23 protein-coding genes are annotated in these 25,931 nt (G+C 67.0%); 11 read left to right on the top strand and 12 right to left on the bottom strand.

Going from position 1 to position 25,931, the window contains the following annotated elements; genetic code table 11:
* The first annotated feature begins 6 nt into the window (after positions 1-6).
* Together MLGJGCBP_RS04935 and MLGJGCBP_RS04930 are read left to right on the top strand one after the other, a co-directional pair.
* Positions 7-654: a hypothetical protein gene (locus MLGJGCBP_RS04935; protein ID WP_160094277.1), complete on the top strand. Its 648-nt coding sequence runs from the start codon at positions 7-9 to the stop codon at positions 652-654.
* 363 nt (positions 655-1,017) lie between these two features.
* A complete protein-coding gene (locus MLGJGCBP_RS04930) occupies positions 1,018-1,401 on the top strand; it encodes a serine recombinase (RefSeq protein ID WP_160094276.1) in 384 nt (127 codons plus the stop codon).
* 75 nt (positions 1,402-1,476) lie between these two features.
* On the opposite strand, the gene MLGJGCBP_RS50335 is transcribed toward MLGJGCBP_RS04930, so the two are convergent.
* From MLGJGCBP_RS50335 to MLGJGCBP_RS04920, 3 genes are all read right to left on the bottom strand, one after another.
* Entirely contained in the window at positions 1,477-1,668 is a 192-nt protein-coding gene (locus tag MLGJGCBP_RS50335) for a hypothetical protein (RefSeq protein ID WP_236580926.1), read from the bottom strand.
* A 156-nt stretch (positions 1,669-1,824) separates the two neighbouring features.
* Complete coding sequence (locus MLGJGCBP_RS04925; RefSeq protein ID WP_160094275.1) at positions 1,825-2,565, bottom strand: hypothetical protein; 741 nt, start codon at positions 2,563-2,565, stop codon at positions 1,825-1,827.
* Between the two features lie 60 nt (positions 2,566-2,625).
* Positions 2,626-3,840 carry an MFS transporter gene (locus MLGJGCBP_RS04920; RefSeq protein WP_160094274.1) on the bottom strand — a complete coding sequence of 405 codons (1,215 nt, stop codon included), beginning with the start codon at positions 3,838-3,840 and terminating at the stop codon, positions 2,626-2,628.
* Positions 3,841-4,132: 292 nt separating this feature from the next.
* Between MLGJGCBP_RS04920 and MLGJGCBP_RS04915 the strand changes: the two genes are divergently transcribed.
* Entirely contained in the window at positions 4,133-4,498 is a 366-nt protein-coding gene (locus tag MLGJGCBP_RS04915; protein ID WP_160094335.1) for an HNH endonuclease, read from the top strand.
* Positions 4,499-4,543: 45 nt separating this feature from the next.
* Positions 4,544-5,914 carry an MFS transporter gene (locus MLGJGCBP_RS04910; RefSeq protein ID WP_160094273.1) on the top strand — a complete coding sequence of 457 codons (1,371 nt, stop codon included), beginning with the start codon at positions 4,544-4,546 and terminating at the stop codon, positions 5,912-5,914.
* 23 nt (positions 5,915-5,937) lie between these two features.
* On the opposite strand, the gene MLGJGCBP_RS04905 is transcribed toward MLGJGCBP_RS04910, so the two are convergent.
* On the bottom strand, positions 5,938-6,861 hold the full coding sequence (locus MLGJGCBP_RS04905; protein ID WP_160094272.1) for a LysR family transcriptional regulator: 924 nt from the start codon (positions 6,859-6,861) through the stop codon (positions 5,938-5,940).
* Positions 6,862-7,047: 186 nt separating this feature from the next.
* On the opposite strand from MLGJGCBP_RS04905, the gene MLGJGCBP_RS04900 reads away from it, so the two are divergent.
* On the top strand, positions 7,048-8,331 hold the full coding sequence (locus MLGJGCBP_RS04900; protein WP_160094271.1) for a glutamate dehydrogenase: 1,284 nt from the start codon (positions 7,048-7,050) through the stop codon (positions 8,329-8,331).
* A gap of 24 nt (positions 8,332-8,355) precedes the next feature.
* On the opposite strand, the gene MLGJGCBP_RS04895 is transcribed toward MLGJGCBP_RS04900, so the two are convergent.
* Positions 8,356-9,018 (bottom strand): TetR/AcrR family transcriptional regulator, encoded by a 663-nt coding sequence (locus MLGJGCBP_RS04895; RefSeq protein ID WP_160094270.1) that lies wholly within the window; start codon positions 9,016-9,018, stop codon positions 8,356-8,358.
* Between the two features lie 63 nt (positions 9,019-9,081).
* On the opposite strand from MLGJGCBP_RS04895, the gene MLGJGCBP_RS04890 reads away from it, so the two are divergent.
* Positions 9,082-9,900 carry an alpha/beta fold hydrolase gene (locus tag MLGJGCBP_RS04890; protein ID WP_160094269.1) on the top strand — a complete coding sequence of 273 codons (819 nt, stop codon included), beginning with the start codon at positions 9,082-9,084 and terminating at the stop codon, positions 9,898-9,900.
* 25 nt (positions 9,901-9,925) lie between these two features.
* Here the strand turns inward: MLGJGCBP_RS04890 and MLGJGCBP_RS04885 are convergent, their stop codons facing one another.
* The 4 genes from MLGJGCBP_RS04885 to MLGJGCBP_RS04870 form a co-directional block, all read right to left on the bottom strand.
* Positions 9,926-11,161, bottom strand: a complete 1,236-nt coding sequence (locus MLGJGCBP_RS04885) for an RNA polymerase sigma factor (protein WP_160094268.1) — start codon at positions 11,159-11,161, stop codon at positions 9,926-9,928.
* Positions 11,158-11,481: a YciI family protein gene (locus MLGJGCBP_RS04880; protein WP_160094267.1), complete on the bottom strand. Its 324-nt coding sequence runs from the start codon at positions 11,479-11,481 to the stop codon at positions 11,158-11,160. Before MLGJGCBP_RS04880 ends, MLGJGCBP_RS04885 begins: the two co-directional genes overlap by 4 nt.
* Positions 11,482-11,534: 53 nt before the next feature.
* The gene (locus tag MLGJGCBP_RS04875) at positions 11,535-12,155 is read right to left on the bottom strand and encodes a dihydrofolate reductase family protein (protein WP_160094266.1); all 621 of its coding nucleotides are present in this window, start codon (positions 12,153-12,155) and stop codon (positions 11,535-11,537) included.
* Positions 12,156-12,346: 191 nt separating this feature from the next.
* Positions 12,347-12,979 (bottom strand): acyl-CoA-like ligand-binding transcription factor, encoded by a 633-nt coding sequence (locus tag MLGJGCBP_RS04870; RefSeq protein WP_160094265.1) that lies wholly within the window; start codon positions 12,977-12,979, stop codon positions 12,347-12,349.
* A 162-nt stretch (positions 12,980-13,141) separates the two neighbouring features.
* Here MLGJGCBP_RS04870 and MLGJGCBP_RS04865 point away from each other — a divergent pair, with 162 nt between their 5' ends.
* The 5 genes from MLGJGCBP_RS04865 to MLGJGCBP_RS04845 all read left to right on the top strand — a co-directional run bounded on the left by MLGJGCBP_RS04865 (position 13,142) and on the right by MLGJGCBP_RS04845 (position 23,976).
* Positions 13,142-15,466: an FUSC family protein gene (locus MLGJGCBP_RS04865; protein ID WP_160094264.1), complete on the top strand. Its 2,325-nt coding sequence runs from the start codon at positions 13,142-13,144 to the stop codon at positions 15,464-15,466.
* Between the two features lie 506 nt (positions 15,467-15,972).
* On the top strand, positions 15,973-17,145 hold the full coding sequence (locus MLGJGCBP_RS04860) for an epoxide hydrolase family protein (RefSeq protein WP_160094263.1): 1,173 nt from the start codon (positions 15,973-15,975) through the stop codon (positions 17,143-17,145).
* Positions 17,146-17,410: 265 nt separating this feature from the next.
* Positions 17,411-18,058, top strand: a complete 648-nt coding sequence (locus MLGJGCBP_RS04855) for a HemK2/MTQ2 family protein methyltransferase (RefSeq protein WP_087555125.1) — start codon at positions 17,411-17,413, stop codon at positions 18,056-18,058.
* Positions 18,059-18,110: 52 nt separating this feature from the next.
* Positions 18,111-22,520, top strand: a complete 4,410-nt coding sequence (locus MLGJGCBP_RS04850) for a non-ribosomal peptide synthetase (protein WP_160094262.1) — start codon at positions 18,111-18,113, stop codon at positions 22,518-22,520.
* Positions 22,521-22,557: 37 nt separating this feature from the next.
* Complete coding sequence (locus MLGJGCBP_RS04845) at positions 22,558-23,976, top strand: sensor histidine kinase (RefSeq protein WP_160094261.1); 1,419 nt, start codon at positions 22,558-22,560, stop codon at positions 23,974-23,976.
* On the opposite strand, the gene MLGJGCBP_RS04840 is transcribed toward MLGJGCBP_RS04845, so the two are convergent.
* The 3 genes from MLGJGCBP_RS04840 to MLGJGCBP_RS04830 form a co-directional block, all read right to left on the bottom strand.
* Entirely contained in the window at positions 23,952-24,626 is a 675-nt protein-coding gene (locus MLGJGCBP_RS04840) for a response regulator transcription factor (protein WP_087555328.1), read from the bottom strand. The two genes, MLGJGCBP_RS04845 and MLGJGCBP_RS04840, sit on opposite strands and share 25 nt — an antisense overlap.
* A 99-nt stretch (positions 24,627-24,725) precedes the next feature.
* A complete protein-coding gene (locus MLGJGCBP_RS04835) occupies positions 24,726-25,262 on the bottom strand; it encodes a hypothetical protein (protein WP_160094260.1) in 537 nt (178 codons plus the stop codon).
* 10 nt (positions 25,263-25,272) lie between these two features.
* A complete protein-coding gene (locus tag MLGJGCBP_RS04830; RefSeq protein ID WP_160094334.1) occupies positions 25,273-25,650 on the bottom strand; it encodes a hypothetical protein in 378 nt (125 codons plus the stop codon).
* Between the last annotated feature and the right edge of the window lie 281 nt (positions 25,651-25,931).

The following is a 25,931-nucleotide window of genomic DNA, read 5'->3' as shown; positions in this document are numbered from 1 at the left end:
CGCCCATTGGGGGCGGTCGTGCTGGGGCATTTCGGGGACAAATTCGGCCGGCGCTCGACGCTGGTCCTGGCCCTGCTCCTGATGGGATTCCTGCTTGCGACCGCAGTCATCGCCCTGACAACCCTCGCCACCACCGACGAGCAGATGGCCGCGTGGGGCTGGCGCATCCCCTTCCTCACCAGCGCCATCATGGTGGGCATCGGCTTGTACATTCGGATCAAGCTCGAGGAGTCCGATGCACTCAAGGAACTCCAGGAGAAGGCGGACACCGAAGCGAAGTCGGCGCAGGACGTGCCGTTCATCGCGATGCTCCGTAGTTGCCCGGTCCAGGTGCTCAAATCGATCCTGGTGCCCATGGGTGTGCAGGCCGGTTACTACATGACCACGGTCTTCCTGCTGTTCATCTTCGTCGCAGGTTTCTGGTCGGACAACGCTCCCCGATCGGTGCCCATGTCCGTCGGACTAGGCCTGAAATCTAGTCGTCAAACCCTCTGGGCTCGAGAAAAATTCGGGCACGACACCCGTACCTGTCGCCGCCACGCCCGCCCCGGCCGCAGAGGGGTCGGGGCGGGTGGTCCAGAGGCTGGACGTTGGCCCCCCGATCAGGTCGTCACACGCGGTGCAGACCAAAATGCGGTGGTGCGTTTCCAATGAACCGCAATGCCGGCGATCTTTGGGAGGCTGAGAAGGTGGTCGGATGTGGTAGCGATGCCCAGTTTTGCATCAGCTCTTACGCTTTCGAACGATCTGAGTCGACTCGAGCGCCTTCTCTCGCTTCTCCGCACGGCGCTCCTTGAGTGCCCGTGCGGACTGTTTCGAACTCTTGACGGCGGACTTGTCAGCCATTGTCGGTCCTTTCCGAATCGGCAACCGCGAACCGACCTCGACCATACCCAACAAAAGTAATAAGTCCAGATCCCGGGGTGTAAGGCGCGCAGGAGATTTCACGACTTGCTTATTTCTTGCCGATGGCTATGGTGCAGGTCAGGATGCCGCATCTATTTGGAGGACTGAAATGTGAACGCAGCTACCGACCGTCAGTGGGCGGTTCGTGACGCTGTTCTGAGTTGGCTTCTCGCGATGACAAACGAGGGCTATCGCAGCCCGATTCTCGACGCGGATGCCATCGGCGCGGAAGTCGGGTGGGTAGCCTCGGCGCTCACTCACGACGAGGTGGCCGACGCCTCGATGTTTCTCTTCAAGGAGGCCTACGTCACCGGCGTGCCGGTAATGGGAATCGGAGTTCCACGACCGATACTGACGGTCGCGGGACGTCGGGTGGCCAAGGCCGGCAAACCTCTCAGGTACAAGGACGATGCTCGGCGAGCGAAGTTGCGCCGGCGTCTGCCGGCTCCGCTCGCAGAGGCATCCGCAGCGACGGCGACGGCGGTAGTCGAGTGAATGAGCGAAAGGTTCGTCCAGCTACTCACCGATGAACGCGTGACCATGGGCTGAAGGTGAAGAGCGAACTGGGCTCTACCACATTGCGATCCGCACCCACCATTGTATTCGCTGCACCCTGAGGAAAGGATCTTCCCCGTGAACCTCAATGTCGCCCTGCTGTTCCTTCTCCTCGCCGGCGGAATAGGTGGTACAGCCGCCGTTCAAGCCGTTTTCCGCCGTTCCGCCGATCGCCGCCTGGGCCGCGCCCAGGGTGCGGTGTTCCACGTCGATGGCTGATTGATCTTTCTCGTTACCACGGGTGCACGCCGAGCGACTACCGCGCGACTTGCTGGAATCTCCGCCGGCCACGGTCCCGGCGGAGGACCGTTAGCCGGTCGAACCCGGCGCGCTGCGTGAAGGTGCCTGAAGTGTGCGTCGTCGTCAGCCCGCCAAAGGTTCGGCGACGGGGGCGTTGAAGGCGTCGTAGAACTGGAGTGCGCTGGCAACAGCGACGGGCCCACCCACGACGATGGTTCCGGCGACGGCTCCGATGGCGCCTGCGGCGGCACCGGTCACCAGGCATCCGCCGAGGAATCCGGGGACCGCGAGGGTGCCGATTGACGGGACGCCGACCGCGGTTCCGACGAGTGCTCCTCCGGCGATGCATCCGATGCCGGCACCGATCGCCGTTCCGATCAGACTGCCCATCCCGATGCCGAGCGCCACTTCGGTTCCGAAGTTGACGATGGCGGCAGTGAATTCCGGTGATTGGACGTCCAGCGCGATCGGCTGCAGTGGGAGTGCCGCATCCTCGAGTGGCGTGGCGGTTGCGGGGTCGGTGCTTGGTGTGAGTGTGGCACTCCTGCCGTCGATTTGAGCGGCAACCGGCCATTCCTTTCCGTCCCGGGAGTAGGTCAGCGGGAAGCCGGCTACCAGATTTCCGGCAGCATCGAGTACTTGGAACTGGTTGCCCTGGATGGTCAGTGAGCCGGCATCGGTGGTCAGGACGACGGACTTGTCGACGATGCTCGCGGTGTAGTGGATCCCGGGAAGAATGTCCGTTTCGAGTGTCGATGCAGTGTGGGGGTCGACCGGTGCGGGGGCGGCACTGGCGGTGCTAGAGGTGACGACCGCTGCCGTAACGGCAAAGGCTGTCACCGCAATGAGGCGTGTCAACATCATGGGTTCTCCATCGTGAGGGTTGGGGGAGAGGGCTGAACGGTGGGGCGGTCGAGTTGAGATTCAGTCGGCGATGCGATGGGCCGTCGGCGTCCGAGGCAGTCGAAGCGCCGCGAGGGCGCCGGGAATCGACATCGCGGCGAGCAGGACGAGCATGCCCCTCGGTGTGTCGAGGAACAGTTGCGGGGCGAGCACGAAGACCACACCACCGAGGTTGCCGGCGATCGAGAGGAATGCGGTTGCCGATGCGGCATTCGCAATGCCCGCGTGGATCTCCGACCACTCGAAGACGACGGGCATGGCCGCCATCATGAAGAAGCCGACAACGACGGCGAGCACCAGCAGAATTCCGCTGTTGCCCGTCGCCGCGAATGCCAGGAATCCGAAGACCTGGACGACGCTGATGACGATCAGGGCGGTGCGCCTGGCGTCACGCCTGGCTGCGAGACCGGGGATGGTGATGGCGCCCGTGATGCCCCCAAGCGTCAGAGCGATCACGAGCGGTCCGCCGAACCCGGCATTGCCGAGGTGGTCCTGGACCGTCTCGATCCACGTGATGAACGCGTTGAACAGGCCGAAGAGGACGAACATCACTCCTCCGAGCAGCCAGAGCTCCCGGGTCCGGCGGAGGTGTCCCCGGACGAAGGCAGGCTCGGGGTCCATCACTACCGCCGGCACCCGAACCACGACAACCATGATCAGCAGTGCCGCGCCGGTCGCGGCGCCCAATGCCCCGTGGACTTCGACCAGCAGGTCGATTCCCCCGCGGTCGTACAGCGGCTGGCCCGTGACGGCGGCCAGGAGTACACCGGCGTAGAACGACGCCGAGAGCAGCGCGATTACCGTGGGCCGCTCCTGCGCGGAGAAGTACCGTGCCGGGTACTTGGTGATCGCGTTGGCGACGAACGGCGTGCCGGCGGCGAGCAGTATCTGTCCGGCGAGGGCCCATCTGTAGGACGAGGGATCGACGACGCGCAGCAGTGGCCCGACGGCGATCATCGCGGCGCCCACGGCGAGCGTGGCGTCGAACCGTCGGTCCAGGAATCTGCCGGAGAGGGGGCCCAGGAGCACCAGGAAGAGGGGAGAGAGCAGCGTGAGGTTCCCGACCGTCGCCTCGGTGACTCCGAAATCCTCTCGCACACTCGGTGTGACCGAGGCGTAGGCCAGCACCGTCGTGGTGCTGGCGGTGAGCGCCGCAGCGTAGGCGGCCATCACCGCCCACCGTGTCGCGGACGGCTTGGTCGTGGTGTTGGGGTTCGTTGTGGTGCACTGGGTCATCGGGCACTCCTTCCGGCGTCTGAGGACGTCGGAACCGGACTCGTTTGCCGGTTTCCGACGTGCGCGGTGCAGTCGTGGAGTGGTGAGGGCCGGGTACGGCAGATCAGCTCCGGGACAGCGAATGTGAAGTAGAACACTCTCATTCGGGACCCGGTATGCGGCTACACCAATGTGCCCCAGTCTTGGAAACCGCGAGGTGCGGTTTGCCCCTCTCGGCCTGGCACTGCCGTCCGGCACGTCGCGGGCGGTGGGAGCCCTGGCGCTCGCCGAGCCATTCGGTCACGATCGATTGGTGGACCGTGCCGCCAGACTTGCCCTCGCCGTCGACCGGCAGGGTGGGCGATGCCTGTGGTGTGGTCGGCGTTTCGGGCCGTTGATTCCGCCCACCACCGAACATCTGGTGCCGCGGCTCAAGGGTGGGCCCAGCATCGTGGCCAATGAGGCCGCGGCGTGCCGGCGGTGCAACGCGGACCGTGGCCACATCGGTCCGGTCGACTGGCTCGCGCAGTGCCGGCGTCGCCATGGATGGGCACCACAGGCGACCCTGCTCGCGACGCTGCTGAACGCGTTGGACATCGAACTCGAGAACGTGGGTGGTCATCGGCGTGCCAGGCGGTACCTGTCCAGCCAACTACGACGCTGCCGGAGCAGTCATTGATGTGACTCGCCCAGGTGTGGTCGGTCGGTCCGTTATCGTCTACGGATGAGCGATGACGTGACTCGGTCTGGTCCAACCCGCGCTCCGACGAGCACCCGGCGGGCGGTGCTCAACACGATGAAGGGTTCGGCAGGAAACCTCGTCGAGTGGTACGACGTGTACATCTACACGGTCTTCGCGACGTATTTCGAGGCGCAATTCTTCGACGAGAACGACTCCAACTCGACGGTGTACATCTACGCGATCTTCGCGGTCACCTTCGTCATGCGGCCGGTGGGGTCCTGGTTCTTCGGCCGGTTCGCCGACCGTCGTGGTCGCAAGGCTGCCCTGATGCTCAGCATCACCATCATGTCGTCGTGTTCCTTCCTGGTGGCGGTCATGCCGACACGCGAAACCATCGGGTATTGGGCGGCAGTCATTTTGGTCCTCGCCCGGCTTGTGCAGGGATTCGCCACGGGTGGCGAGTACGGCACCTCGGCGACGTACATGTCCGAGGCAGCGACGGCGAATCGGCGTGGCTTCCTGTCGTCGTTCCAGTACGTGACTCTCGTGGGCGGTCACGTCCTCGCGCAGTTCACGCTCCTGATCGCGCTCAGCGTTCTCGACGTCGACGCGTTGCACGATTGGGGATGGCGGATCGGCTTCTTCATCGGCGGCGTCGCTGCCCTGGTCGTGCTGTGGATTCGGCGTTCGATGGACGAGTCGCTCAGCGAGTCGCATCTGAAGGCCATCCGTGCCGGTGAGGACCGGACGGCGGGTTCGTTGAAGGCGTTGTTCACCCGACACTGGCGTCCGCTGCTGCTGGTGTTCCTCATTACCGCGGGTGGCACGGTCGCGTTCTACACCTACAGTGTCAACGCGCCGGCGATCGTCAAGTCGACCTTCGGCGACGACCGGGCGCTGACGGCAACGTGGATCAACCTGATCGGACTGATCTTGCTGTTGCTGCTGCAGCCGGTCGGCGGCATCATCAGCGACCACGTCGGGCGCAAGCCGCTGCTGATTTTCTTCGGTGTGGGTGGCGTCCTCTACACCTATGTCCTGCTCACCTACCTTCCGAAGACCACCTCGCCGCTGTCGGCGTTCGCGCTGGTCGCGGTCGGCTACATCATCCTCACCGGGTACACCTCGATCAACGCGATCGTGAAGGCGGAGCTGTTCCCCGCCGACATCCGTGCCCTGGGTGTGGGGCTGGGTTACGCGCTCGCGAACTCCGTCTTCGGCGGTACGGCGCCGCTCCTGTATCAGGCGTCCAAGTCGGGCGGCCACGTCACCTGGTTCATCGTCTACGTGACGGTCGTGATCGGGATCAGCCTGCTGGTCTACATCTTCGGGCTGAAGAACAAGGCGGTCACCGTGCTCGATCGCGAACAGGGGAGCGCGTGGGGCGTGCCCGTGTCTTCGGGTCCACGCTGATCCACGTGGTGTGTCGTCGTCGGCTAGGGGTACGGCGACCCCGCGGCGAGCCCCTGTGCAGCCGCCGCGGCACGCACGGCGTCGATCACCAGTTGCAGTGGTTGCCGGTGCGCTTCCGTCCCGCGATGGGCGATGGAGATCGTTCGCATGACCGGTTCGGTGAGCGCGACGACATCCATGCCGGGCGGGCGCAGCGTCAGTCCGAGATCGGAGACGAGGGTGACCCCCAGACCCGCGGACACCATTGCGAGCGCCGTCGCCTGCTCGCCGACCTCGTGGTTGATCTTCGGTTCGAATCCGCAACGCTGACAGGCGGAGCGCACCGCGCGGCCGAAATGCGACGTGGGTCCCGCGAGGATCCAGGGATGCTCGGCGAGGTCCGCCAGCGCCATGGTTCTGGCGGACACCGTTCCCGGAGGCAGCGCTGCGTGCAGTCGCTCCACGGCGATCACCACTCGGGTCAACTCCGGGTCCCACGGCATCGGGTAGTCGGAATAGTTGATCACGAACGAGAAGTCCAGCGAGCCGTCCCGGACTGCGACCGCGGTGTCCTCCGGCGCGAGTTCCTTCGTCCGCACCTCGATGCCGGGATGTTCGGCGGCCAGCAACGACAGCGCACTCGGCAGCAGGCCCGACGCGACGGACGCCCACACGCCGACGGTCAATCGGGCGGTGACGCCCTCCTGCGTTCGTTCGAGGGCGGAGGTCGCGCGGTCCACCGACCGCATGATCTCCTCGGCGTGCTCGGCGAGGAGCAGGCCGATCTCGGTGAGCTGTACCCGCCGACCGCGCCGCTCGAATAGCTTTGCGCCGACGTCGCGTTCGAGCTGGGTGAGCTGTTGCGATACCGCGGAGGTGGTGTAGTGCAGGGCCTGCGCGGCGGCTGTCACGGTGCCTCGGCGATGCAACTCCCGAAGCATCCGCAACCGGCGCAGAGACAGCTCCATGCCCCCACCCTATGCATCCGGTCCGAACCGTCAATCGGACCACGCGGCGCGCTGTGTAGAAAGCGTGAACGCAATCATTCAAGATTCTTAACTGGACGCCTGGTCACCGGGGCGCGCACTCTGACGTCATCGGCTGAATGGGCGAAAACGGCGAAGTTTTTCCGAGGACGATTGGGGTAACTCGAGGTGACGACGACGGAACCCGGGTTCGGGCGCATCCCCGAGCACCGTGAGTACGACCACCGTGAGAACACTGCGACGCAGCGTCGGGTCGACGTGGCGACCGTGCGCAGCGGTGAGCCCCTGCTACGTATGACCTGGACTGATCCGGCCACCGGAGCTCGGGGCTACCTCGTCGTGCACTCGTTGGTGTCCGGCCTGGCCACCGGGGGCACCCGCATGCGGGCAGGCTGCACGATGTCGGAGGTGGAGGACCTGGCCACCGGCATGGCCGCCAAGACCGCGGTTTTCGACCTGCCTGTCGGCGGCGCGAAGGGCGGCATCGACTTCGACCCCAAGGACCCCCGCGCCGTCGGTGTGCTGGAGCGGTTCTGTCAGGCGATGCGCCCGTGGCTGGACGCGCACTGGGTGACCGCGGAGGATCTGGGGGTGCCGCAGCATCTGATCGACGACGTCTTCGCGCGGCTCGGCCTTCAGCAGTCGTATCATGCAGCGATCAGGCGTGCGGAAGATCCGCAGAGGACTCTGCGCCGGGTGCACGCCGCGTTGAACGCCCCGGTGCCCGGCGGGTTTCTGCTGGGCGACGTGATCGGCGGTTACGGAGTCGCGCAGGCCTGCATCGGCACGGTGAATGCCTGTGGATGGGCTCCGGCCGACACCACGGTGGCAATCCAGGGGATCGGCACCATGGGGGGCGGCGCGGCCTGGTATCTGCACGAGGCCGGAATGCGCGTGGTTGCCGTCGCCGACGCCGTCGGCACGCTGTACTGTCCCGACGGCCTGGACGTTCCCGCGCTGCTCGACCTGCGGAACGGCTACGGCGAGATCGACCGCTCCCGCGTCCCCTCGCATGTTCAGCGGTTGCCGCGCGCGGCTGTAATCGCCACTGCGGCAGACATCCTCGTCCCGGCCGCGATCTCCTATGCGATCACGGCGGACAACGTCGACCTCGTCGCCGCGAAGGTCGTGATCGAGGCTGCGAATGCCGCGACGACCCCGCAGGCCGAGGCGGTGCTCACCGGCCGGGGGATTCCGGTGGTCCCGGACTTCGTCGCCAATGCCGGAGCAGTCGCCTGGGCCTGGTGGGTACTGCTCGGTCACGTCGGCGCCGACCCGGAGGACTCGTTCCTGCGATTGCGGACCGAGATGCTGGCCAAGATCGCGTTGCTGCTCGGGCAATGGATGCTGGACGGCGTGACGCCGCGCCACACCGCGTGGGACCTCGTCGCGGCCAACCGCCGCGCGCCGGCACCGGGCGATCCTCTGGCAGCGCCGCTCACCATCCCGTAAACGGTCCGGCGAACGGCTCCGTTCTCAGGACAGCAGACCGACCAGCAGGCTGCGCAAGGCATCCTCGAAGAGGTCCCGATCCGTGGGCGCAGGGGTGGCGTCCGCGGAGATCGCCCTGGCCACGTGCGGGTAGGCATGGCTGTCGATCGGGGGTAGTGCGGGCTGCGACGCGAGCTCGCTGCGAGCGAACAACGTCGTGACCCCCGTTGCCATCGCGATCGCTTCGAATTTTGCCCGACCGGAGGCCGTGACCGGTTCGAGTACCTGCAGGCAGTGGTCCAGCCAGGCCAGGGCTTCGGGGCCGAGGGCGGGCGATTGCTGGGTGACGTCGACGAGCCAGGAGTGACGCCGATACAGCTGCAACTGTCGGCGGGACATCTCGACCATGGCGTCCAGCCACTGATCGTGGCCGGCTGGGTACGGGCGGAGCTCGCGCATGACGTGATCGGTCATGAGCGCGAGAAGTTCGTCGCGTGATGCCACGTACCGGTACAGCGACGCTGCGCCGGTACCCAGCGCCGCGGCAACGGCCCGCATGGACAGGCCGGCCAGTCCTTCGTTGTCCGTGAGTGTTATTGCGGCTACGGCGATGTCGTCACGGCTGTGCGTGGGGACCGGACCTCGTCGACGCCGCGGCGTCTCCCCGGCGGAGGCTGTGCGTTTGCGGGGTCGGTGTGGATCGCTCACCTCACAATCCTAAACTGCGAACACTGTTTGCTATTGTTTGTGTACGCACTCAGGGAGGCAGCGATGCAAGAGCGGGTTGAACGAGCGGGCGACGTCGTCCTGCACACAGTTGGTGACGGCCCCGCTGTGGTGGTCGTTCATGGTGGCGGGGTGACGATTGATTCCTATAGCCGACTGGCGCGCAAACTGTCGGACAGGTTCACCGTGCACCTCTACAACCGACGCGGACGCGGAGATGCGCCGCCCCGTTCGGAACCCTACGACGTTCAGGAGGACGTCGACGACCTGCGGACGGTGCTCGAAAACACCGGCGCAACTGACGTTATCGGCCACAGCAGCGGTGGGTTCATCGCCCTGACGGCTGCCCTGCAACTGCCCATCGCGCGTCTCGCTCTCTACGACGCAGCGGTGTCCGTGAACGGTCTCTTCCCTGCGCAGTGGCTGGAAGGCGCCAGAGCAGCGGCCCGGGACGGCGACGTTGCCCGCGCGATGGCGATCACCGGGGCCGGCATCAACACCCAGTCGCGGACGAGCACCCTGCCACTGGGGGTGCAGATCGCCATGAGTCGACTGTTGTTGCGCACTCCCGTCGGGCGCACCATGGGTGCCTTGTTGCCCATGACGTTGGACGAGTCGCAGGCAATCGCACGGGCCGACGGTCCGGCGAGTCGCTGGGCGGGAGTGACTGCGGAGGTTCTGTTGGTGAGGGGTGCGGACGGACCGCCCTACTACGAACAACTCAACGATGCCCTTGCTGCCGCACTGCCCCACGGCCGTGCAGCAGCGGTCCGCGGGGGCCATGACGGCATCAACCGCGCCTCGGCCCAGCTGATCCGGACGTTCGCGGACTTCTTCGGACCTACGGCGCACGGTCAACGCTGAACATGCGCGCGTCGTGTCGAGAGCGCTACCGCAGTTGGTCGCGGCGGCGTGTCAGGTAGGCGGTCTCGGCGGTGTTGCCCGCCAGGTCGATTGCTTTGTCGTAGGCGGCGCGCGACTCCTGACTGAGGCCCAGTCGGCGCAGCAGGTCGGCGCGGGTGGCATGGAAGGCGTGGTAGCCGGCCAACGCGGGTTCGAGACGGTCGACGGTTGCCAGTGCCACCTCCGGGCCGTCGAGTTCGGCGACCGCGACGGCCCGGTTGAGGGCGATGATCGGCGAGGGGTCGACGCGGACGAGTTGGTCGTAGAGGGCGAGGATCTGCGACCAGTCGGTGTCGCGCATGTCGCGGGCGGAGGTGTGGACGGCGTTGATCGCGGCGAGGATCTGGTAGCGACCCGGCGCGATCCCGGCGGCGGCAGCGGCGAGGCGCTCGCGGACCAGTCGATGGCCCTCGGTGATCAGCGTCGTGTCCCAGGCCCCGCGGTCCTGCTCGTCGAGGGCGACCAGTTCGCCGCCGGCCGAAACCCGGGCGTTGCGGCGGGATTCGGTGAGCAGCATCAGCGCCAGCAGCCCGGTCACCTCGCCATCGTCGGGGAGTAGGGCTCGGATCAGGCGGGTGAGCCGGATCGCCTCGGCGGTCAGGTCGTGACGGACCGGATCGGTATCGGGGCCGGTGGCCAGGTAGCCCTCGTTGAACACGAGGAACAGGACAGCGAGGACGCCGGACACCCGTGCGGGGAGATCGTCGGCGGACGGCACCCGATAGGGGATATGTGCCGCCTTGATCTTGTCCTTCGCGCGGGTGATCCGCCGCCCCATGGCACTCTCGGTGACCAGGAACGCGCGGGCGATTTCGGGGACGGTCAGACCGCCGACCATGCGTAACGTCAGTGCTGCGCGGGCTTCCATCGCCAGCGCCGGGTGACAGCAGGTGAAGATCAGCCGGAGCCGGTCGTCGTCGATGGCGCCGAGAGGCTCGGGCGGGTCGTCGTCGTGCACCATGTGAGCCTCCTTGTGTTTGTCGTCGCGCTTGTTCTCGCGCCGGATCCGGTCGATGGCCTTGTGGCTGGCGGTGGTGGTGAGCCAGGCGCCGGGGTTGGGGGGTACGCCGTCGGCCGGCCACCGCTCCACGGCGGTCGCGAACGCCTCCGCGGCCGCGTCCTCGGCGATGTCGAGGTCGCCGAAACGTCGGGTCAGGGCGGCGACTACCCGGGCCCACTCGTCGTGGTGGGCCCGGGTGATCGCCTCGCGGACCTCGCTCACTGGAATGGCCGCACCTCGATCTTGCGGTCGCAGATCTTCGACGCCTCGGTGGCGAGTTCGAGCGCGACATCCAGGTCGGGGGCCTCCCACACCCAGACGCCGGCAAGGTACTCCTTCGACTCCACGAACGGCCCGTCGCTGAACACCGCCTGCTCGCCCCGGTAGTCGATGACCGTGGCCGTGGTGGTGTCGGCGAGTCCGCCCGCGAAAACCCAGTAGCCGTCGGCGATCAGTCGCTCGTTGAACGCACTGATGTCGGGCTGCCGGTCCGTGCTGCCGGGATTGCTCTTGTCATCGATCACGGAAACCAGATACTGCATCTCAAAGATCCTCTCCTGTGGTGTCGGACTGTGTGGTGTATCGGTTGGGGATTTCACGCCGTTGCGTAGTGAGGGCGCCCGGCCGGCCGGTAGACCTGGATCGTCACGCCCTTGGAGTCGACTCGCGACTCGACCAGGTCGAGCGCAAGGTCAGGTCCGGACTCGGGGAACAACCGCGTACCCTGGCCGAGGACCACGGGGACGACGATCAGGGTCATCTCGTCGATCAGATCGTTCTGCAGCAACCACCGGGTCAGGGTGCCGCTGCCGTGTACCTGCAGCTCACCTCCCGGTGTGGCCTTCAGGTCCGCGACGGCGGTGGCGAGGTCGTCGGACAGGACGGTGGTGCCGGACCATTCGGGATCGGCGAGCGTGGTCGATGCCACGTACTTGGGCTGTGTGTTCAATGCCCGCAGGACGGGCTCCCAGCCGGGGACATCCTGCTCCGTCAAGGACCCCCAGGAGCCGGCGAACAGCTCGTAGGTCCGGCGGCCGAGCAGGAACGCGTCGGCGCGTTGGTAGGACTGGTTGATGAACGCGTGGGTGTCGTTGTCGCCCTTGCCCCGGGCCCATCCGCCGCGCTCGAATCCGTTTCTGCGGTCCTCGTCCGACCCGCCGCCGTTTCCCTGCATCACTCTGTCGAGGGTTACCTGGGTCATGGTGGTGAGCTTCATGGTCGCGGTTCCTTTGCCTTGGCGCCGCCCCTTGTGGGTGGCCTCACCCCTTCTACGAACGCCACCGCCCCGATCGGACACCGTCTCCCGGATTTCTTCGAAGAACTTTTCCGTTGCTCTGCCACGCGGTGCGGCCGGGCCGCTCAGACCAAGGGCGAACCCGAGGGCCCGCCAGTGAAGGCGGCAGATTGTCAGGTGGCGACGAAGCCCGATACGGCCATGTCGAACGCGGTGTCCAGAATGGCCAGCGGATCGGATGCGGAGTCCTCGGGGTTCCACTCCTCCAGAGCGGCCTGCATGACCGCGAGTGCGGTGCCGGCGAGGGTCTGTACGTAGAGACTGTCGGCGTCAAGACCGGTCCGCCGGGCGATTCCCTCGGTGACCGAGGCTTTCGTACGGCGGTTTCTGGCGGTGATCCTCGGGAGTAGCCGGGGATGCTGCCGCACCAGAAGTTGACGCTCGCGCCAGGTGTCGTGTCCCAGGAGTCGTTGGATACCCGCGCGGAGAGTTTGATGCACCGCCCGCAGGGGTGCCTCCTCTCCCGGCCGGGCGGCGATGCGGTCCGCCAGCGACGCGCCGGGAAGGTCCTCGTCCCAGTCCAGGACGGCTTCGTCCTTGGACTCGAAGTAGTTGAAGAAGGTGCGTCGGGAGACTCCGGTTGCGTTGCAGATGTCGTTCACGGTGACCGAGTCCGGACCCCGCTTTACGTACAGGCGGACTGCCGCACGGTGCAGGGCCTCACGGGTCTGCTGCTTCTTGTGCTCCCTCAATCCGCCGCCGGCGCCGGCGTCCACACTGCTCACGCCCACCATGCTAGTGCCCATGCTCACCACCAATATGCACTAGTGCAAAATTGCACCAGCGCAGAAGAAAAGTTTAGACTCGCTAAGTACTGGCCTGACGAGCGAAGAGGACACGCTGTGACGAGAGCATCCGGCTGCCGTGTGGGCAAGTGCCCCACCTGCCGTCCGCCCTGGCCCCGACGTGTGTGTGACTATCTGAAGGCCACCGATCCGACCTTCGGCCGGCTGCGCGCCGGCTGGCGAATGCTGGTCTCGCTCCCGGCCGGCATGGCAGCGGGCCACGGAATGGCGGTGGCATCAGGACAGCCGGGCCTGCTCGGTCTGATGTTCGGCGGCACGCTGGGCATGCTGGTCGGATTGACCATCTCCGATCCCAAACCCCTGTGGTTGGCGGTCCGCTGCGTCTGGGGTCTGCCGGCCTTCCTGGCCGCAATGCTGCTCGCCTCCGCGCTCCACCCTTATCGCATACTCGCGCTCTGCGTTCTGGCCGTGATGTTGGGACTGCACGTGGCGGGACGCGGCCATCTCGGCGATTTCGGGCACGACATGGGGCTTTTCCTCTTCGCCGGATACCTCGGCGGACTTCTTGCGCCCCTTCCGGTATCAGCGTTCGAGTACCTGGGCCCGATATGCGTGGCGGCGGCCCTTGGTGTGGCCGCGGTACAGGTGCTGCTCTGCCGACCGCGCCCTCGGCACTTCCTGGCGCATGTCGAACGCGGCTTCCTGGCCCGTACCCGGTACGTCGTACGGGGCGCCGAACGGCTGATCGTGACGGGGCACCGAAACACTCGCGCGGCGAGCAGGCTGAGCAACCAGATGATCAGCCTCAATGAAGCGGCCATGCTGGTGGACGGCTACCTCTCCCAGCCGGCCTCCACGCTACCGGCGGGCCGCGCCGAACACCTGCACCGACTGGTCTTCGACACGGAGCTGGCCGTGCAGGCGCTGGGACATGCGGTCCTGGAACTATGCCGTGGACCGCTGCCAGACGAGGCGCGCACCCTGCTGGCGGCGGCCCTCGCCGACGTCCGACACGACGGTTGCCACCACGATGTCCCGGCTTCGGTCACGCCGCTGCTGGAGTGGCTCGCCCGGCACGAGAAGCGGTGTCCGATTCCGGCGGACGAGCCGCTCGTGTCCTTGCTCTACCAATTTGTCGCCGCACTCGGCGATCTTCACCGCGCCTGTGAGGCGTGGACCTCCGGCTCCGAGCCCGACGCCGCACCCGAAGCCGACGGCATCGGCCCCCGCGACGGACGGTGCGCCTTCACCACGCCGATCTCCCTGGTGGCGGGTGATCTCTCCGGCACCACCCTGTTGTCGCACCGGACTCACGCCTCCGGTGGCAGGCACCGGACCCGGCGCGCCTGGCGGCCCAATGCCTCGCTGCGCAGCGCCATCCAGGTCACGGCTGCTTTGGTGGTCGCCGTGCCGGTGGGTGACGCGGTCAGCGGTGACCGGTCCTACTGGGCCGCCATCGGCGCGCTGATCATTTTGACCGGTACCAACTCGGTACACGAGCGGATGCGCAAGCTGGCCAAACGCATCGTCGGAACGGTCATCGGCGGCCTCCTGGGAATCGGCTTCGTCGACCTTCTCGGGACAGCGCACCCCGAGGCCACGGTGATTCTGGTCTGCGTGGCTCTGTCGATCGGTGCCTACTCGATCAGCACCTACTACACGATCTGGGTCATCGGCCTGGTCGTCTCGCTTTTTCAGCTCTACGCCTACATTGGAGAATTCCACGATTCGCTGGCAGTCATCCGCTTGGCGGAGAACGTGATCGGTGCGGTCGCCGCCACCGCCGTCGCACTGGTAATCCTGCCCCTGGCTGCGGTCACCCTGCTGCGCCGCGCCCAGTCCGACCACCTGCGCTCGCTGGCCACGCTGGTACGCGAGTGCGGTCAGGCGTGGACCGGTCCCGCCGGGGCCGCCGGCACCCGCGAGCACGCCCGAGCGGTGGATCAGGCGGCACATGAACTGCACCGGGTGTCCCAGTCGTTCGTCCGTCTGCCGGGCAGCGTCCATGGGGCGCGCGCCGAGGACGTCCGTATCACCCTGCGCCGTGCCGCCTATTACGCCCGGGAAATCGCGGGCAGTGGCGGGTGGTCGCTAACCTCTTGGCAGCGAGCGCATCTGCTCGACATCACCTCCAACCTGGCCAGATCGATCGACGTTCTCGCCCAGACGGTATCGGGCAATCTCACCGCGTCCACCGCGGTTCCCGACCGGCCCTGGATTCGCAGCGCCGACCGCATCTGGCGGATGGACCGGAAACTGACACCGTGCACGGCCAACGCCGAACTGCGCCGCACCCTTCACTACCTGGGCGACCTGGACGACCTTCTAGCCGGCCTCGCCGCGCGGCTGTCCGTGAACGTCCACGGCACCGACTTCCGCACCGGCACCGCCGCCCACCGCCACGAGCTGCTCATTCTCCGCGCGGAACAGTCGTTGGCCGAGATCTCGGTTCCGCCTGTGAAGTGCACAGCTGCAACGTCTGGGTGAGCGACCAGATAGCAACTCACGTCGGCCTCACCGGCGAGAAAACTCAGCAGGCCGGTCAGCCATGCCGGTCCCCGCCGGCTCGACCCACTCGCTCCCGATGAACAGCTCGCCGGAGTATGGAACATGATTTTTGGTAGTCGATTTGACGGTGTGCGTTTGACTCATTGATGACCCTCTCGTGTGTATCTACGAAGGTCGACTGGGACCAACAACCGGCCTACAGTGCAAGCCAATGCGATGTGACCGACGTAGGGGTTTCCTCTATGCGGAATGAACGGGCCTTTTCGGCGGTGCGAATTGCCCGGTCGCTGGACCGCACGGTCGATATGGTGCAACAGGCCGGGCGTGACCAGAAGTCGTTGACGGTGGGCTGATCTCCGGGGCTGCGTCTGCATCGGAACTGACCAGTGAAATCATTCGCGGTTTCATCGGCAGTTCCTGAAAAGGTTCCCGTAGCCGTCATACCTGGCTAGTCTGGAGCGGTTCGACGGTGACCAGGAGGTCTCATGCCCCGCCTGACCAGCGACGTGCAAGCATTTGCAGCCCACGCAACTGACGCCGACCTCGACGATCTGCGCGCGCGATTAGCCGCGGCGCGACTACCGGAGGCCGAGACGGTCTATCGCGCCGCGCCGGACCCTCGCCGATGGGAGCAGGGCGTTCCTCTCGCCGACCTCGTCGAGGTCGGCGACTACTGGCGCACCGGATACAACTGGCGGTCGTTCGAGGAGCGCCTCAACCGGATCGGCCAGTTCCGCACGATCATTGACGATCTGGGGATCCACTTCCTGCACCGCCGATCCGCGCGCGCCGATGCCACTCCGCTGATCCTGACGCACGGCTGGCCCGGCAGCATTGCCGAGTTCGTGGATGTGGTGGACGAACTGGCAGATCCGACAGATGCGGACGCGCCGGCGTTCCACGTCGTGGTCCCGTCGCTACCGGGCTTCGGTTACAGCGACAAGCCGGCCACCACCGGATGGGGAACCGAAAAGATCGCGGCCGCATGGGTGGAACTGATGGGACGGCTCGGCTACGGCAAGTTCGTAGCCCACGGCGGCGATTGGGGAGGCAACATCACCACGGTCCTCGGCGGCAGGTTCCCGGCGCACGTTCTCGGCATCCACACACTGTTCGCGGAGGCACCACCCGGGTTGACGACGGACGGTCTGACGGCGGTCGAGCGCAGGTGGACCGAGGAAACCCGCGATTTCTGGCGCCACCGCGCGGCGTACGCGAAGCAGCAGGCGACCCGACCGCAGACCATCGGTTACTCGCTCGTCGACTCACCGGTCGGGCTGCTCGCCTGGATCCTGGACAAGTTCGCCGAGTGGTCGGACACCGAAGACAGCCCGTTCGAGACCATCTCCAGAGACAGAATTCTCGACGACGTCACCCTGTACTGGCTGACGCGGACCGGCGCATCGTCGGCTCGCATCTACTACGAAAGCCACAACTCGCTCGATCCCGAACTTCGGGTCGACGTCCCGTCGGCAATCACGATGTATCCCCGCGACATCGAGAAGTGCCCGCGCCCCTGGGCGCAGGAGCGATACCGGCAGATCGTCCGATGGAGGTCGCCCGAAACCGGGGGACATTTCCCGTCGCTGGAGGTTCCCGAGTACTTCGTCAAGGACCTGCAGGACGGCCTCGCGGCAGTGCTGGCCGCTGGTCGGTGAACAGCGGACGCCGGCCGGTCTCGGTACTGATCGGATCCGTGGTGGCGGGAGGGCCAGTTACCTGGGCTTTCAGTGTTCTTTCAGCTTGCGTGTGTGACGATCTGGCAAAGTGACCATCGACAACCGAACAGCAACTGCGGGATCGTCTCGCGCGCCATGCACTGCTCCCGTCCGACATGGCGATCAGAACTGTGACAGCAGAATTCGTCCGTGTGATCAGGTTCGGTCGCCGCGCCGACAAGAGGCTGGGAAGAAGGGGGCGTTGATGATCATTCGTTTTCCGGGTGTCTATCGCCCCCAGCATGATTCGCAGATTCTCGTGGAATCACTTGCCGTCGAGCGGGTGCATCCGGGTACGCGGGTTCTGGATCTGTGCGCGGGTTCCGGGGTCGTCAGTGTGTGGGCAACGCAGTCCGGTGTTCGCCATGTGACCGCGGTCGACATCTCGCGCCGAGCGTTGGTCAGTACCTGGCTCAACACGGCAGTTCGCGGGCACCGTGTGCGCGTTGTTCGCGGCGATCTGGTGTCCCGAGTACGTCATCGGCGATTCGACTTGATCGTAGCGAACCCACCGTATGTTCCTGCCGAGCACGACGAGCTGCCGGCAAGGGGTCGGGCGCGGTGCTGGGACGCCGGACATGAGGGGCGGGCGTTGTTGGACCGGATTTGCGCTGATGCCCCGGACCTACTCGAGAACGGGGGGCGGCTGGTGGTCGTGCAATCGACGCTGAGCGGGGTGGAGAAGACGCGAGCAATGCTGGGGGAACGCGGTTTACGCGTCGAGATAGCACGCCGCATGCGTGTCCCGTTCGGGCCGGTACTGCAGCAACGCCGAAGCCTTCTCGTTGCACGCGGTGTGATCTCGCCGCAGCAGAGCACCGAGGAGCTCGTGGTCTTCCGGGCGGTCAAATGAGCACCCGGCAGATGTGGTCGGGCGTGCTCGCCGAGCGAGACCGAGGCGGCCGATGAGACCCCCGGGTCCGCCCGACCGCGTGGTTCCCCTGACTGCGGCGCAACGGGCGATCTGGTTCGCCCAGCAGCTGACTCCCGACGTGCCCTACGTCATCGCCCAATATGTGGACCTGAGTGGTCCCGTCCAGGTGGAGGCGCTGGTGCAGGCGCATGGGCGGGCGAGGGACGAACTCGCCGCGGAGGTCGTCCTGGCCGACGTCGACGGACTACCGCATCAACTCGCGGAACCTTCACCGGCTGGCCGGGTCCGGGTTCTGGACTTCCGCGCCGAGCACGACCCCGCCGAGTCCGCCCGCGCGTGGATGCGCCGGGACTGCACGGTCCCGCGCGAGATGGACGGGCAGTCGCTGATCTTCTCGTGCGTGCTGCGGGTCGATGACGACCGTGTGTTCTGGTATTCCCGTGCGCACCACATCGCATTGGACGGGTACGCGGCGATGCTGCTGATGCAGCGGACCGCCCAGTGGTACACCGCAGTACTCGACGGCGAGGAGCCGAGCCCGCACCGCGAGGTGGGGCCCGAGCAGGTCGAACGCGAGGATCGCGACTATCGATCGTCTCGTCGGTTCGATACCGATCGGGAACACTGGACCCGGGTCGCCCAAGATCTGCCACCCGCGGTCAGCCTCGCCGACCGGGCCGCCCTGCCAGGTCCGGGTGTCCGGGTCACCGGTCCGCCGATGCGGGTTCCCTGCCCACCGGTACTCACGGGTCGGTCGGTGCTCGACCGCACCGCAGTCCTGGTGGCGGCGTTCGCCGCGTACCTGGCACGGATGCGAGACGTCGACGACGTCGTGGTGTCTCTTCCGGTGACGGCGCGGACCACCGGACTGTTGCGTGCTGCGGCGGGCTCGGTCTCGAATGTGGTGCCCCTGGCACTGCCGGGGATCGGGGCCACCACGGTGGAGGTGGCGATCGACGTCGCCCGGTCGGCGGTGATCGCGGCACTACGGCGTCAACGGTATCGGCGCGAGGACATCGGCCGCGACGGCGGCACGGTGACCGGCGAGCTCACCTCGTTCGGGCCGGTGCTGAATCTGATGCTGTTCGAACCGGACATCAGCCTCGGTTCGGTCACCGGTCGCGTACACGTTCTCACGACCGGTCCGACCGCGGATCTGGCGGTGAATATCTACCCGGGCAGCACGGAGCTGATGCCGCGCATCGACTTCGAAGGCAATCCCGCCCTCTACAGCGAGCGGGAACTGCGCACCCACCACCGCCGGTTCACCCAGTTTCTGCAGATGTTCGTGGCCGAGATCGGCCAGGGCTGCGCGGTGGCGGACCTCGAGATTTTCCTGCCCGGTGAACGCGAGGTCCTGACACCGGCGTGCGGCCCGGTCGACGTCGAACCGGCGACCCTCGCACAGTTGCTCACCACCTCTGTCGGTGACTGCGGTGACCACGTCGCGGTCCGTGACGGTGAGCGATCCTTTTCGTACCGGGACCTCGACCACCATGCGACCGCGTTGGCGGGCAGGCTGTTCGGCGCCGGCATCGGTCCGGAAGATCTCGTCGCGGTCGCCGTCCCGCGCTCGTACGAGTCGGTGGTCGCCGTGTGGGCGGTCGCGGCCACCGGCGCGGCTTCTGTGCCCATCGATCCGACGCATCCACGCGCACGCATTGAGTACATGCTCGACGACTGCGCGCCGGCAATCGGGCTGACCGCCGCCGGTACCGGCGACCTCCCGGACACCCTGCGATGGCTCACCGTCGACCTGGACATCCCCGCCTTCGCGCGTCCACGTATGGAGCGCCCCGTGTACACGGGAAACCCCGCGTACGTGATCTACACGTCCGGGTCGACCGGTGCGCCCAAGGGCGTCGCCGTCACTCACCAGGGACTGGCCAATCTCGCGCAGGAAATCCGCGACAGCTACGCCCTGTCCGCCGCCTCCCGCGTCCTGCATTTCGCCTCGCCGAGTTTCGACACAGCGGTGGTCGAAGTCCTCGCCGCGGCCCTGGCCGGTGCCACCCTGGTGGTGACCCCACCGGATGTCGTCGGCGGCCACGAACTGGCCGATCTCCTGCGCAGCGAACGCGTCACCCATGTGCTGTCGACGCCGTCGGCCTTGGCGACGCTGGACCCCGCAGGTCTCGACGACGTCGAAGTGGTCCTGGTCGGCGGCGAGGCGTGCCCGCCGGAGTTGGTGACGCGCTGGGCGAGCGGGCGGACGATGCGCAACGCCTACGGGCCGACCGAAACCACGTGCAGTGTCACCCTCAGCTCCCCGATGGCACCTGATCGGCCGGTGACGATCGGGGCGCTGATGCGCGGCGTCGACGCGGTGGTGCTGGACCGGCGCCTGCGGCCGGTCCCGCCCGGGACGGTCGGCGAGCTGTACCTCGACACCCCCGGATTGGCCCGCGGGTACGTGCGCCGAGCCGGGACGACCGCCGGCCGGTTCGTCGCAAATCCGTTCGGGAAACCCGGCTCGCGCCTGTTCCGCACCGGCGATCTGGTCCGATGGACACCGGACATGACTCTCGAGTATCTCGGCCGCAGCGACGACCAGGTGAAGGTCCGAGGGTTCCGGATCGAACTCGGCGAGATCGACACCGCATTACGCGAGCATCCCGATGTGGAGTTCGCGACGACCGTGGTCCACGACAGGTCGGGGGATGCCCTGCTGGCCTCGTATGTGCTGTTGCGGGCGCCGTCGACGGTGACCCCGGCGAGCCTGCGGACGGCGGTGGCCCAGCTCCTGCCGGACTACATGGTGCCCGCCGTGATCACCGTCCTTGACGATGTGCCGCTGACACCGACGAAGAAACTCGACCGGGCGGCTCTGCCGACCCCGGATTTCGGCTCCGCCACCGCCTCGACGAGACCCCCACGCACACCGGAAGAACGGGCGGTGGCCAGGGTGCTCGCCCGGGTCCTGTCCACCGACGTGGTGGACGCCGAAGCGTCCTTCTTCGACCTCGGCGGCGATTCACTGTCCGCCACCCGGGCGGTCGCGGCGCTCAACACCGATTTCGGCGCCCGGCTCGGTGTGCGCGACCTGTTCGAGGTCCCCACCGTCGCCGCCCTCGCCCAGCGTCTCGCCGACGGACCCCCGGAGTCGAGTGCTCTCCCAACGCTGGAGGAGTTCGCAACACAGGCGCTGCCCGCGCGGATCCCGCTGGCCCCGGCCCAGCAGTTCCTCGACCGCACCGCCACCCACCCTGCCCTGTACAACCTGCCCTTCACCGTCACGATCCGCGGCACCCTCGACATCGAGGCGCTGCGCCGCGCCACCACCGACGTCCTCGAGCGGCACCACCCGCTGCGCACGATCTACCCCGATTCGGCCGACGGCCCCTCCCAGCAGCTCCTGGGCGTTGCCGACGCCGTCCCGGACCTCACGCCGACACACGTGAGCGCACCCGCCGCCTCGGCCCACATCCGCCCTCTGCTGCACCGTGGCTTCGACGTCCGCACCGAACCACCGCTGCGGGCCGCACTGCTGACCACCGGGCCCGAGGAGCACCTGCTCGCCTGCGTGATCCACCACATTGCCGCCGACGGATGGTCGCTGGCGGTCCTGGCCCGGGACCTGCTGGTGGCGTACGCGGCCCGCGCTACCGGCACGGCACCGAACTGGGCGCCGCTGCCGGTGCAGTACGCGCACTACAGCCTCTGGCGGCACGACCTGCTCGGCGACGACACCGACCCCGACAGCCTCGCGGGCCGTCAAATCGACTTCTGGACAGCAGAACTGGCGGGGCTACCCGGGGAACTGAAGCTGCCGGTGGACCGACCCCGCCCGGGGCGCTGGACGTATGCGGCCGGCCGCATCGGCTTCGAGGTCGACGAACACACGCACCGAGCACTGCTGACCATCGCCCACGCCCGGCACGCGACCCTGTTCACGGTGCTGCATTCCGCGCTGGCCCTGCTCCTTGCGCGCCTGTCCTCCCAAACCACGATCGTGATCGGCACACCGACCGCCGGCCGCAGCCACCCCGACCTCGACGACGTCGTCGGCATGTTCGTCAACACTCTCGTTCTCCGTTCGACGATCGACCCAACCACCACCCTTGCCGAGCTTCTCGACCAGTCGCGTACGACCGAGCTCAACGCGTTCGCGCACGCCGACGTCCAATTCGAGCGCCTCGTCGACGTGCTCGACCCGCCCCGGTCGGAGTCGCTGCACCCGTTCTTCCAGGTGGCGTTGTCCCTGAACAACTTCACCGCCGCCACACTCGACTGCGACGGACTCGAATTCGCGATCGCGCCGCAACCGCTCGACATCGCCAAATGCGATCTGCACTTCCATTTCACCGACCATCACAACGCGCAAGGCGACCCGGCCGGCGTCAGCGGCGAACTGGTGTACGCGGCCGATCTTTTCGACCACGACACCGTCGCCGGATTCCTCCCCGTGCTGCGCGCCATCCTCGCCGAAGGCATCGCATGACCTCCGGCACCGCACCGACGCCAGGGCAGCGGTGGCGGTGTCGGTCACACTGAACACCATGGACCGCCGCAGCCTGCACCCCGGAAACTGGAACGTGCGGGTGCGGTCCACCGCGGCCGCGGTCCTCGTCGTCACCCTGTGCCTGGCCCTCGCCGGCGGGGCACTCCTGCTCGTGCTCTACCGCACGCTCGAACACTCCGCCCGCGACGCCGCCGACTCACGAGCCCGCCAGATCATCGAGCAACTCCACACCCAGACACCCCAGGAACTCGACTCATCGCTGCTGGCCACCGACGGCCAAGTCGGGGCCATCCAAATCCTCGACCACCGGGGAAACGTAGTCGCCGCCTCGGCCGGCATCCCGACGTCACCCGTCCTCGCCTCCCCACTCCCACCCGGCGACACCGCCTACCTCGGAAACCTCCACTTCGGGCACGACCGCGACTACTGGGTGGCCGCCCATGGCACCACCGCCCCGAACGGTCCCGTCACCGTCGTCACCGGCGCGGACCGCGAACCGGTCGAAGGTGTCCTGGCCACGGTCGCGGTGCTCCTCGCGATCGGTGCCCCCATCGTCATCGGTTTCGTCGCGGTCGCCACCTACAGGCTGATCGGCGCGGCCCTGCGCCCCGTCGAGCGGATCCGGGCCCGGGTGTCGGCGATCTCGCCCGACCAACTCGACGAACGGGTGCCCGTGCCCGCGGCCCGGGACGAGATCGCCGATCTCGCCGTCACCATGAACAGCATGCTCGCGCGGCTCGAGGCCGGGCACCTCGCCCAGCGGCGCTTCGTCAGCGACGCCTCCCACGAACTGCGCAGCCCGCTGGCCACCATCACCGCCGCGCTCGAACTCGCCCACACCCGCCCCGACCTGATCGACACCGCGCTGGTCGACGAGTCGTTGCTGCCCGAAGCCCGCCGGATGCACGCCTTGCTCGAAGATCTCCTCCTGCTCGCGCGCGCCGACGAACACTCCCTGTTCCAGAACCGTGTCGACGTCGATATCGACGATCTGATTCTCGCCGAACGCGCCCGACTCCGGGGTGTTCCTGGCGTCGTGGTCACTGCCACCGTCGAACCGGTGCGGGTGGCAGGCGATCCGCAGCAGCTGGCGCGACTGGTCCGCAACCTCGTCGACAACGCCGTCCGCCACGCCCATACCCGCATCACCCTCGGATGCCGACGGTGCGAGGGGAACGCCGTCGTGGAGATCACCGACGACGGCCCGGGCATCGCCCCGGCGGACCGGGCCCGGATCTTCGAACGGTTCGTCCGGCTCGACACTCCCCGCACCCGCGCATCCGGTGGCTCGGGACTCGGCCTCGCTATTGCCGCGGAAATCGCCGCCGCCCATCACGGATCGATCGACATCGACGACCGGAAGGGTGGGGGTGCACACTTCGTGGTCACACTGCCGATCGTCGACGACCCCTATGCTTCCGACCGCATCGAATAACCGACACCTCGCACCGTGTCGATGCTCGTCGTGCCGAACGGGGCATCGATCTTCCGCCGAAGATAGCCGATGTAGACCTCCACGATGTTGTCGTCACCCTCGTAGTTGGAGTCCCAAACCGATTGCAGAATATCGTGTTTGGTGACGACCGCCCCGGAGTGGCGCATCAGGAACTCCAGCACGCTGTACTCGCGCGGAGTGAGCTGAAGGCGGGTGTCACCGCGGGTGACCCGCCGCATGGCCGGGTCCAACTCGAGCCCGGCGACACTCAAGACCGGCGGCCGCGGCGGCGCACCTCGCCGCACCAGCGCCCGCAACCGCGCCACCAGCACCACGAACGAGAACGGTTTGACCAGATAGTCGTCGGCACCGAGGTCGAAGGCGTCGGCGAGGTCGTATTCGCCGTCCTTGGCCGACAGCATCAGCACCGGCGTCCACACCTGCTGCCGGCGCATCTCCCGGACCACGTCGTACCCGTGTTTGCCGGGCAACATGATGTCGAGGACAACCACATCGAAACCGCCACCTGCCGCGGCCGCCAGCCCGGCGACGCCGTCGTGTTCGACCTGCACGGTAAATCCGTCGGCCGTCAGACCGCGGCGCACCGTCTCGGCCAGTCGTGTTTCGTCCTCGACCAGCAACACCCGCACCGCAACCTCCTCCACCACATCCTCGCAACCAGTGGACCAACGGTACGACTGACGTCGCGGCCGCCGCCCGTGACGCTCGTCAGTCGACCGCAGCCACTGTCACCTGATGTCTTCGTCTACCGCCGTGAACGTCGCGACGTTGCCCCGGGCTGCGGAGGGTGTCATTCCGGCAGTCGCCAAACCCAGCAGCACCCCCGCCAACGCGAGCACCAGCGGAGCGGTCGCGGGGGTACCACCGACCGCCCCGGTCGACGCCAGCCAGAGATGCTTCCAGCCGGACAGCTGCGCCCAGTCGTATCGGTGGTTGAGGATCCCGGTCTCGAGATTCGCGCTCACATGCTCATACACGCCGAACAGAGCCGCGGGGATGGCACAGAGCGCAACCAGTCGGGCCTGCGCGATGGCGATCCGTGAGCGGGTGAACACGACGATCAGCACCGAGCAGACGAGCACACCCAGCACAATCCACGGCACGATCTGCTCGGTGCTCTTCCAGTGCCTCAACGAGGCCAGTTCGACCGCGACGAATACGCAGGACAGCGCGGACAGCGCGAGTAGTGCCGCCTGGAATCGCGCGACGAGCCGCGCGTGACGCGCATCGCCGCGGCCCGGGGCAACCTCATCCTGCGTGGCCACCTCTCCGCTCCTACTGGGGGGCCAAAACGCTGAGAATGGTGTTCAGCGTCTGTTCGTCGATGCCGTATTTGCCCAATTCCTTCGTCAGGGTGTCGGAGATCGTGTCGGGACTGTAGGGGCCGTACTCTGTGACCTCTTTCGCCCACTTTCCTGCGTTGCTGACGCCGGCCGCCTCGAACGCCGCCTGGATCTGACTCTGGCTTGCCGTGTTCGGATCGACCTGAGCGACCTCCGCGGTACTGCCGCCCGGGGCCACGGTGGAGGATACGACCACCGACGTTGTCGGGCTCGCCGACTGCGCGGTGTCAGCGTCGTTGGAGCCGCACCCCGCGAGCAGGCCGGCGGCGAACAAGACCGGAATGCCGAACTGGACGATTCTTTTCGTCATGGTGATCAACCTACTTTCGCTGTCCGACAGCAACCTGGCTGCCGGCTGGGAACAAGCTGGCAGGACGCACCGCAATCCGCGAGCACCACTCTCGAGATTTGGGTGCTCGGTACTCGGTCGACATGATCGCCATCATGCGCGGTGGCAGCTGAAAGAGCGCTGAAAGTCGGCGGCGGCGTCCACAACCTCCACCGACTCGAAGAAGCCGGTACGCCGGCGCGGTGGCTTGTCACCGACGCTGAGGTGCACGCTTGTGTCGTCGCCAGCCGTTGCACGCACTG

The organism is Rhodococcus sp. T7 (assembly GCF_009872365.1).
In the GTDB taxonomy this organism is placed as follows: Bacteria; Actinomycetota; Actinomycetes; order Mycobacteriales; family Mycobacteriaceae; genus Rhodococcus_F.
This window is presented reverse-complemented; position numbering and strand designations above follow the sequence as displayed.

Excerpts from the sequence above, each read along its gene's own strand:
- MLGJGCBP_RS04925 (WP_160094275.1), bottom strand. The coding sequence starts at position 2,565 with ATGATGTTGACACGCCTCATTGCGGTGACAGCCTTTGCCGTTACGGCA.
- MLGJGCBP_RS04920 (WP_160094274.1), bottom strand. The coding sequence starts at position 3,840 with ATGACCCAGTGCACCACAACGAACCCCAACACCACGACCAAGCCGTCC.
- MLGJGCBP_RS04910 (WP_160094273.1), top strand. The coding sequence starts at position 4,544 with ATGAGCGATGACGTGACTCGGTCTGGTCCAACCCGCGCTCCGACGAGC.
- MLGJGCBP_RS04905 (WP_160094272.1), bottom strand. The coding sequence starts at position 6,861 with ATGGAGCTGTCTCTGCGCCGGTTGCGGATGCTTCGGGAGTTGCATCGC.
- MLGJGCBP_RS04890 (WP_160094269.1), top strand. The coding sequence starts at position 9,082 with ATGCAAGAGCGGGTTGAACGAGCGGGCGACGTCGTCCTGCACACAGTT.
- MLGJGCBP_RS04880 (WP_160094267.1), bottom strand. The coding sequence starts at position 11,481 with ATGCAGTATCTGGTTTCCGTGATCGATGACAAGAGCAATCCCGGCAGC.
- MLGJGCBP_RS04875 (WP_160094266.1), bottom strand. The coding sequence starts at position 12,155 with ATGAAGCTCACCACCATGACCCAGGTAACCCTCGACAGAGTGATGCAG.
- MLGJGCBP_RS04870 (WP_160094265.1), bottom strand. The coding sequence starts at position 12,979 with ATGGGCACTAGCATGGTGGGCGTGAGCAGTGTGGACGCCGGCGCCGGC.
- MLGJGCBP_RS04860 (WP_160094263.1), top strand. The coding sequence starts at position 15,973 with ATGCCCCGCCTGACCAGCGACGTGCAAGCATTTGCAGCCCACGCAACT.
- MLGJGCBP_RS04855 (WP_087555125.1), top strand. The coding sequence starts at position 17,411 with ATGATCATTCGTTTTCCGGGTGTCTATCGCCCCCAGCATGATTCGCAG.
- MLGJGCBP_RS04850 (WP_160094262.1), top strand. The coding sequence starts at position 18,111 with ATGAGACCCCCGGGTCCGCCCGACCGCGTGGTTCCCCTGACTGCGGCG.
- MLGJGCBP_RS04830 (WP_160094334.1), bottom strand. The coding sequence starts at position 25,650 with ATGACGAAAAGAATCGTCCAGTTCGGCATTCCGGTCTTGTTCGCCGCC.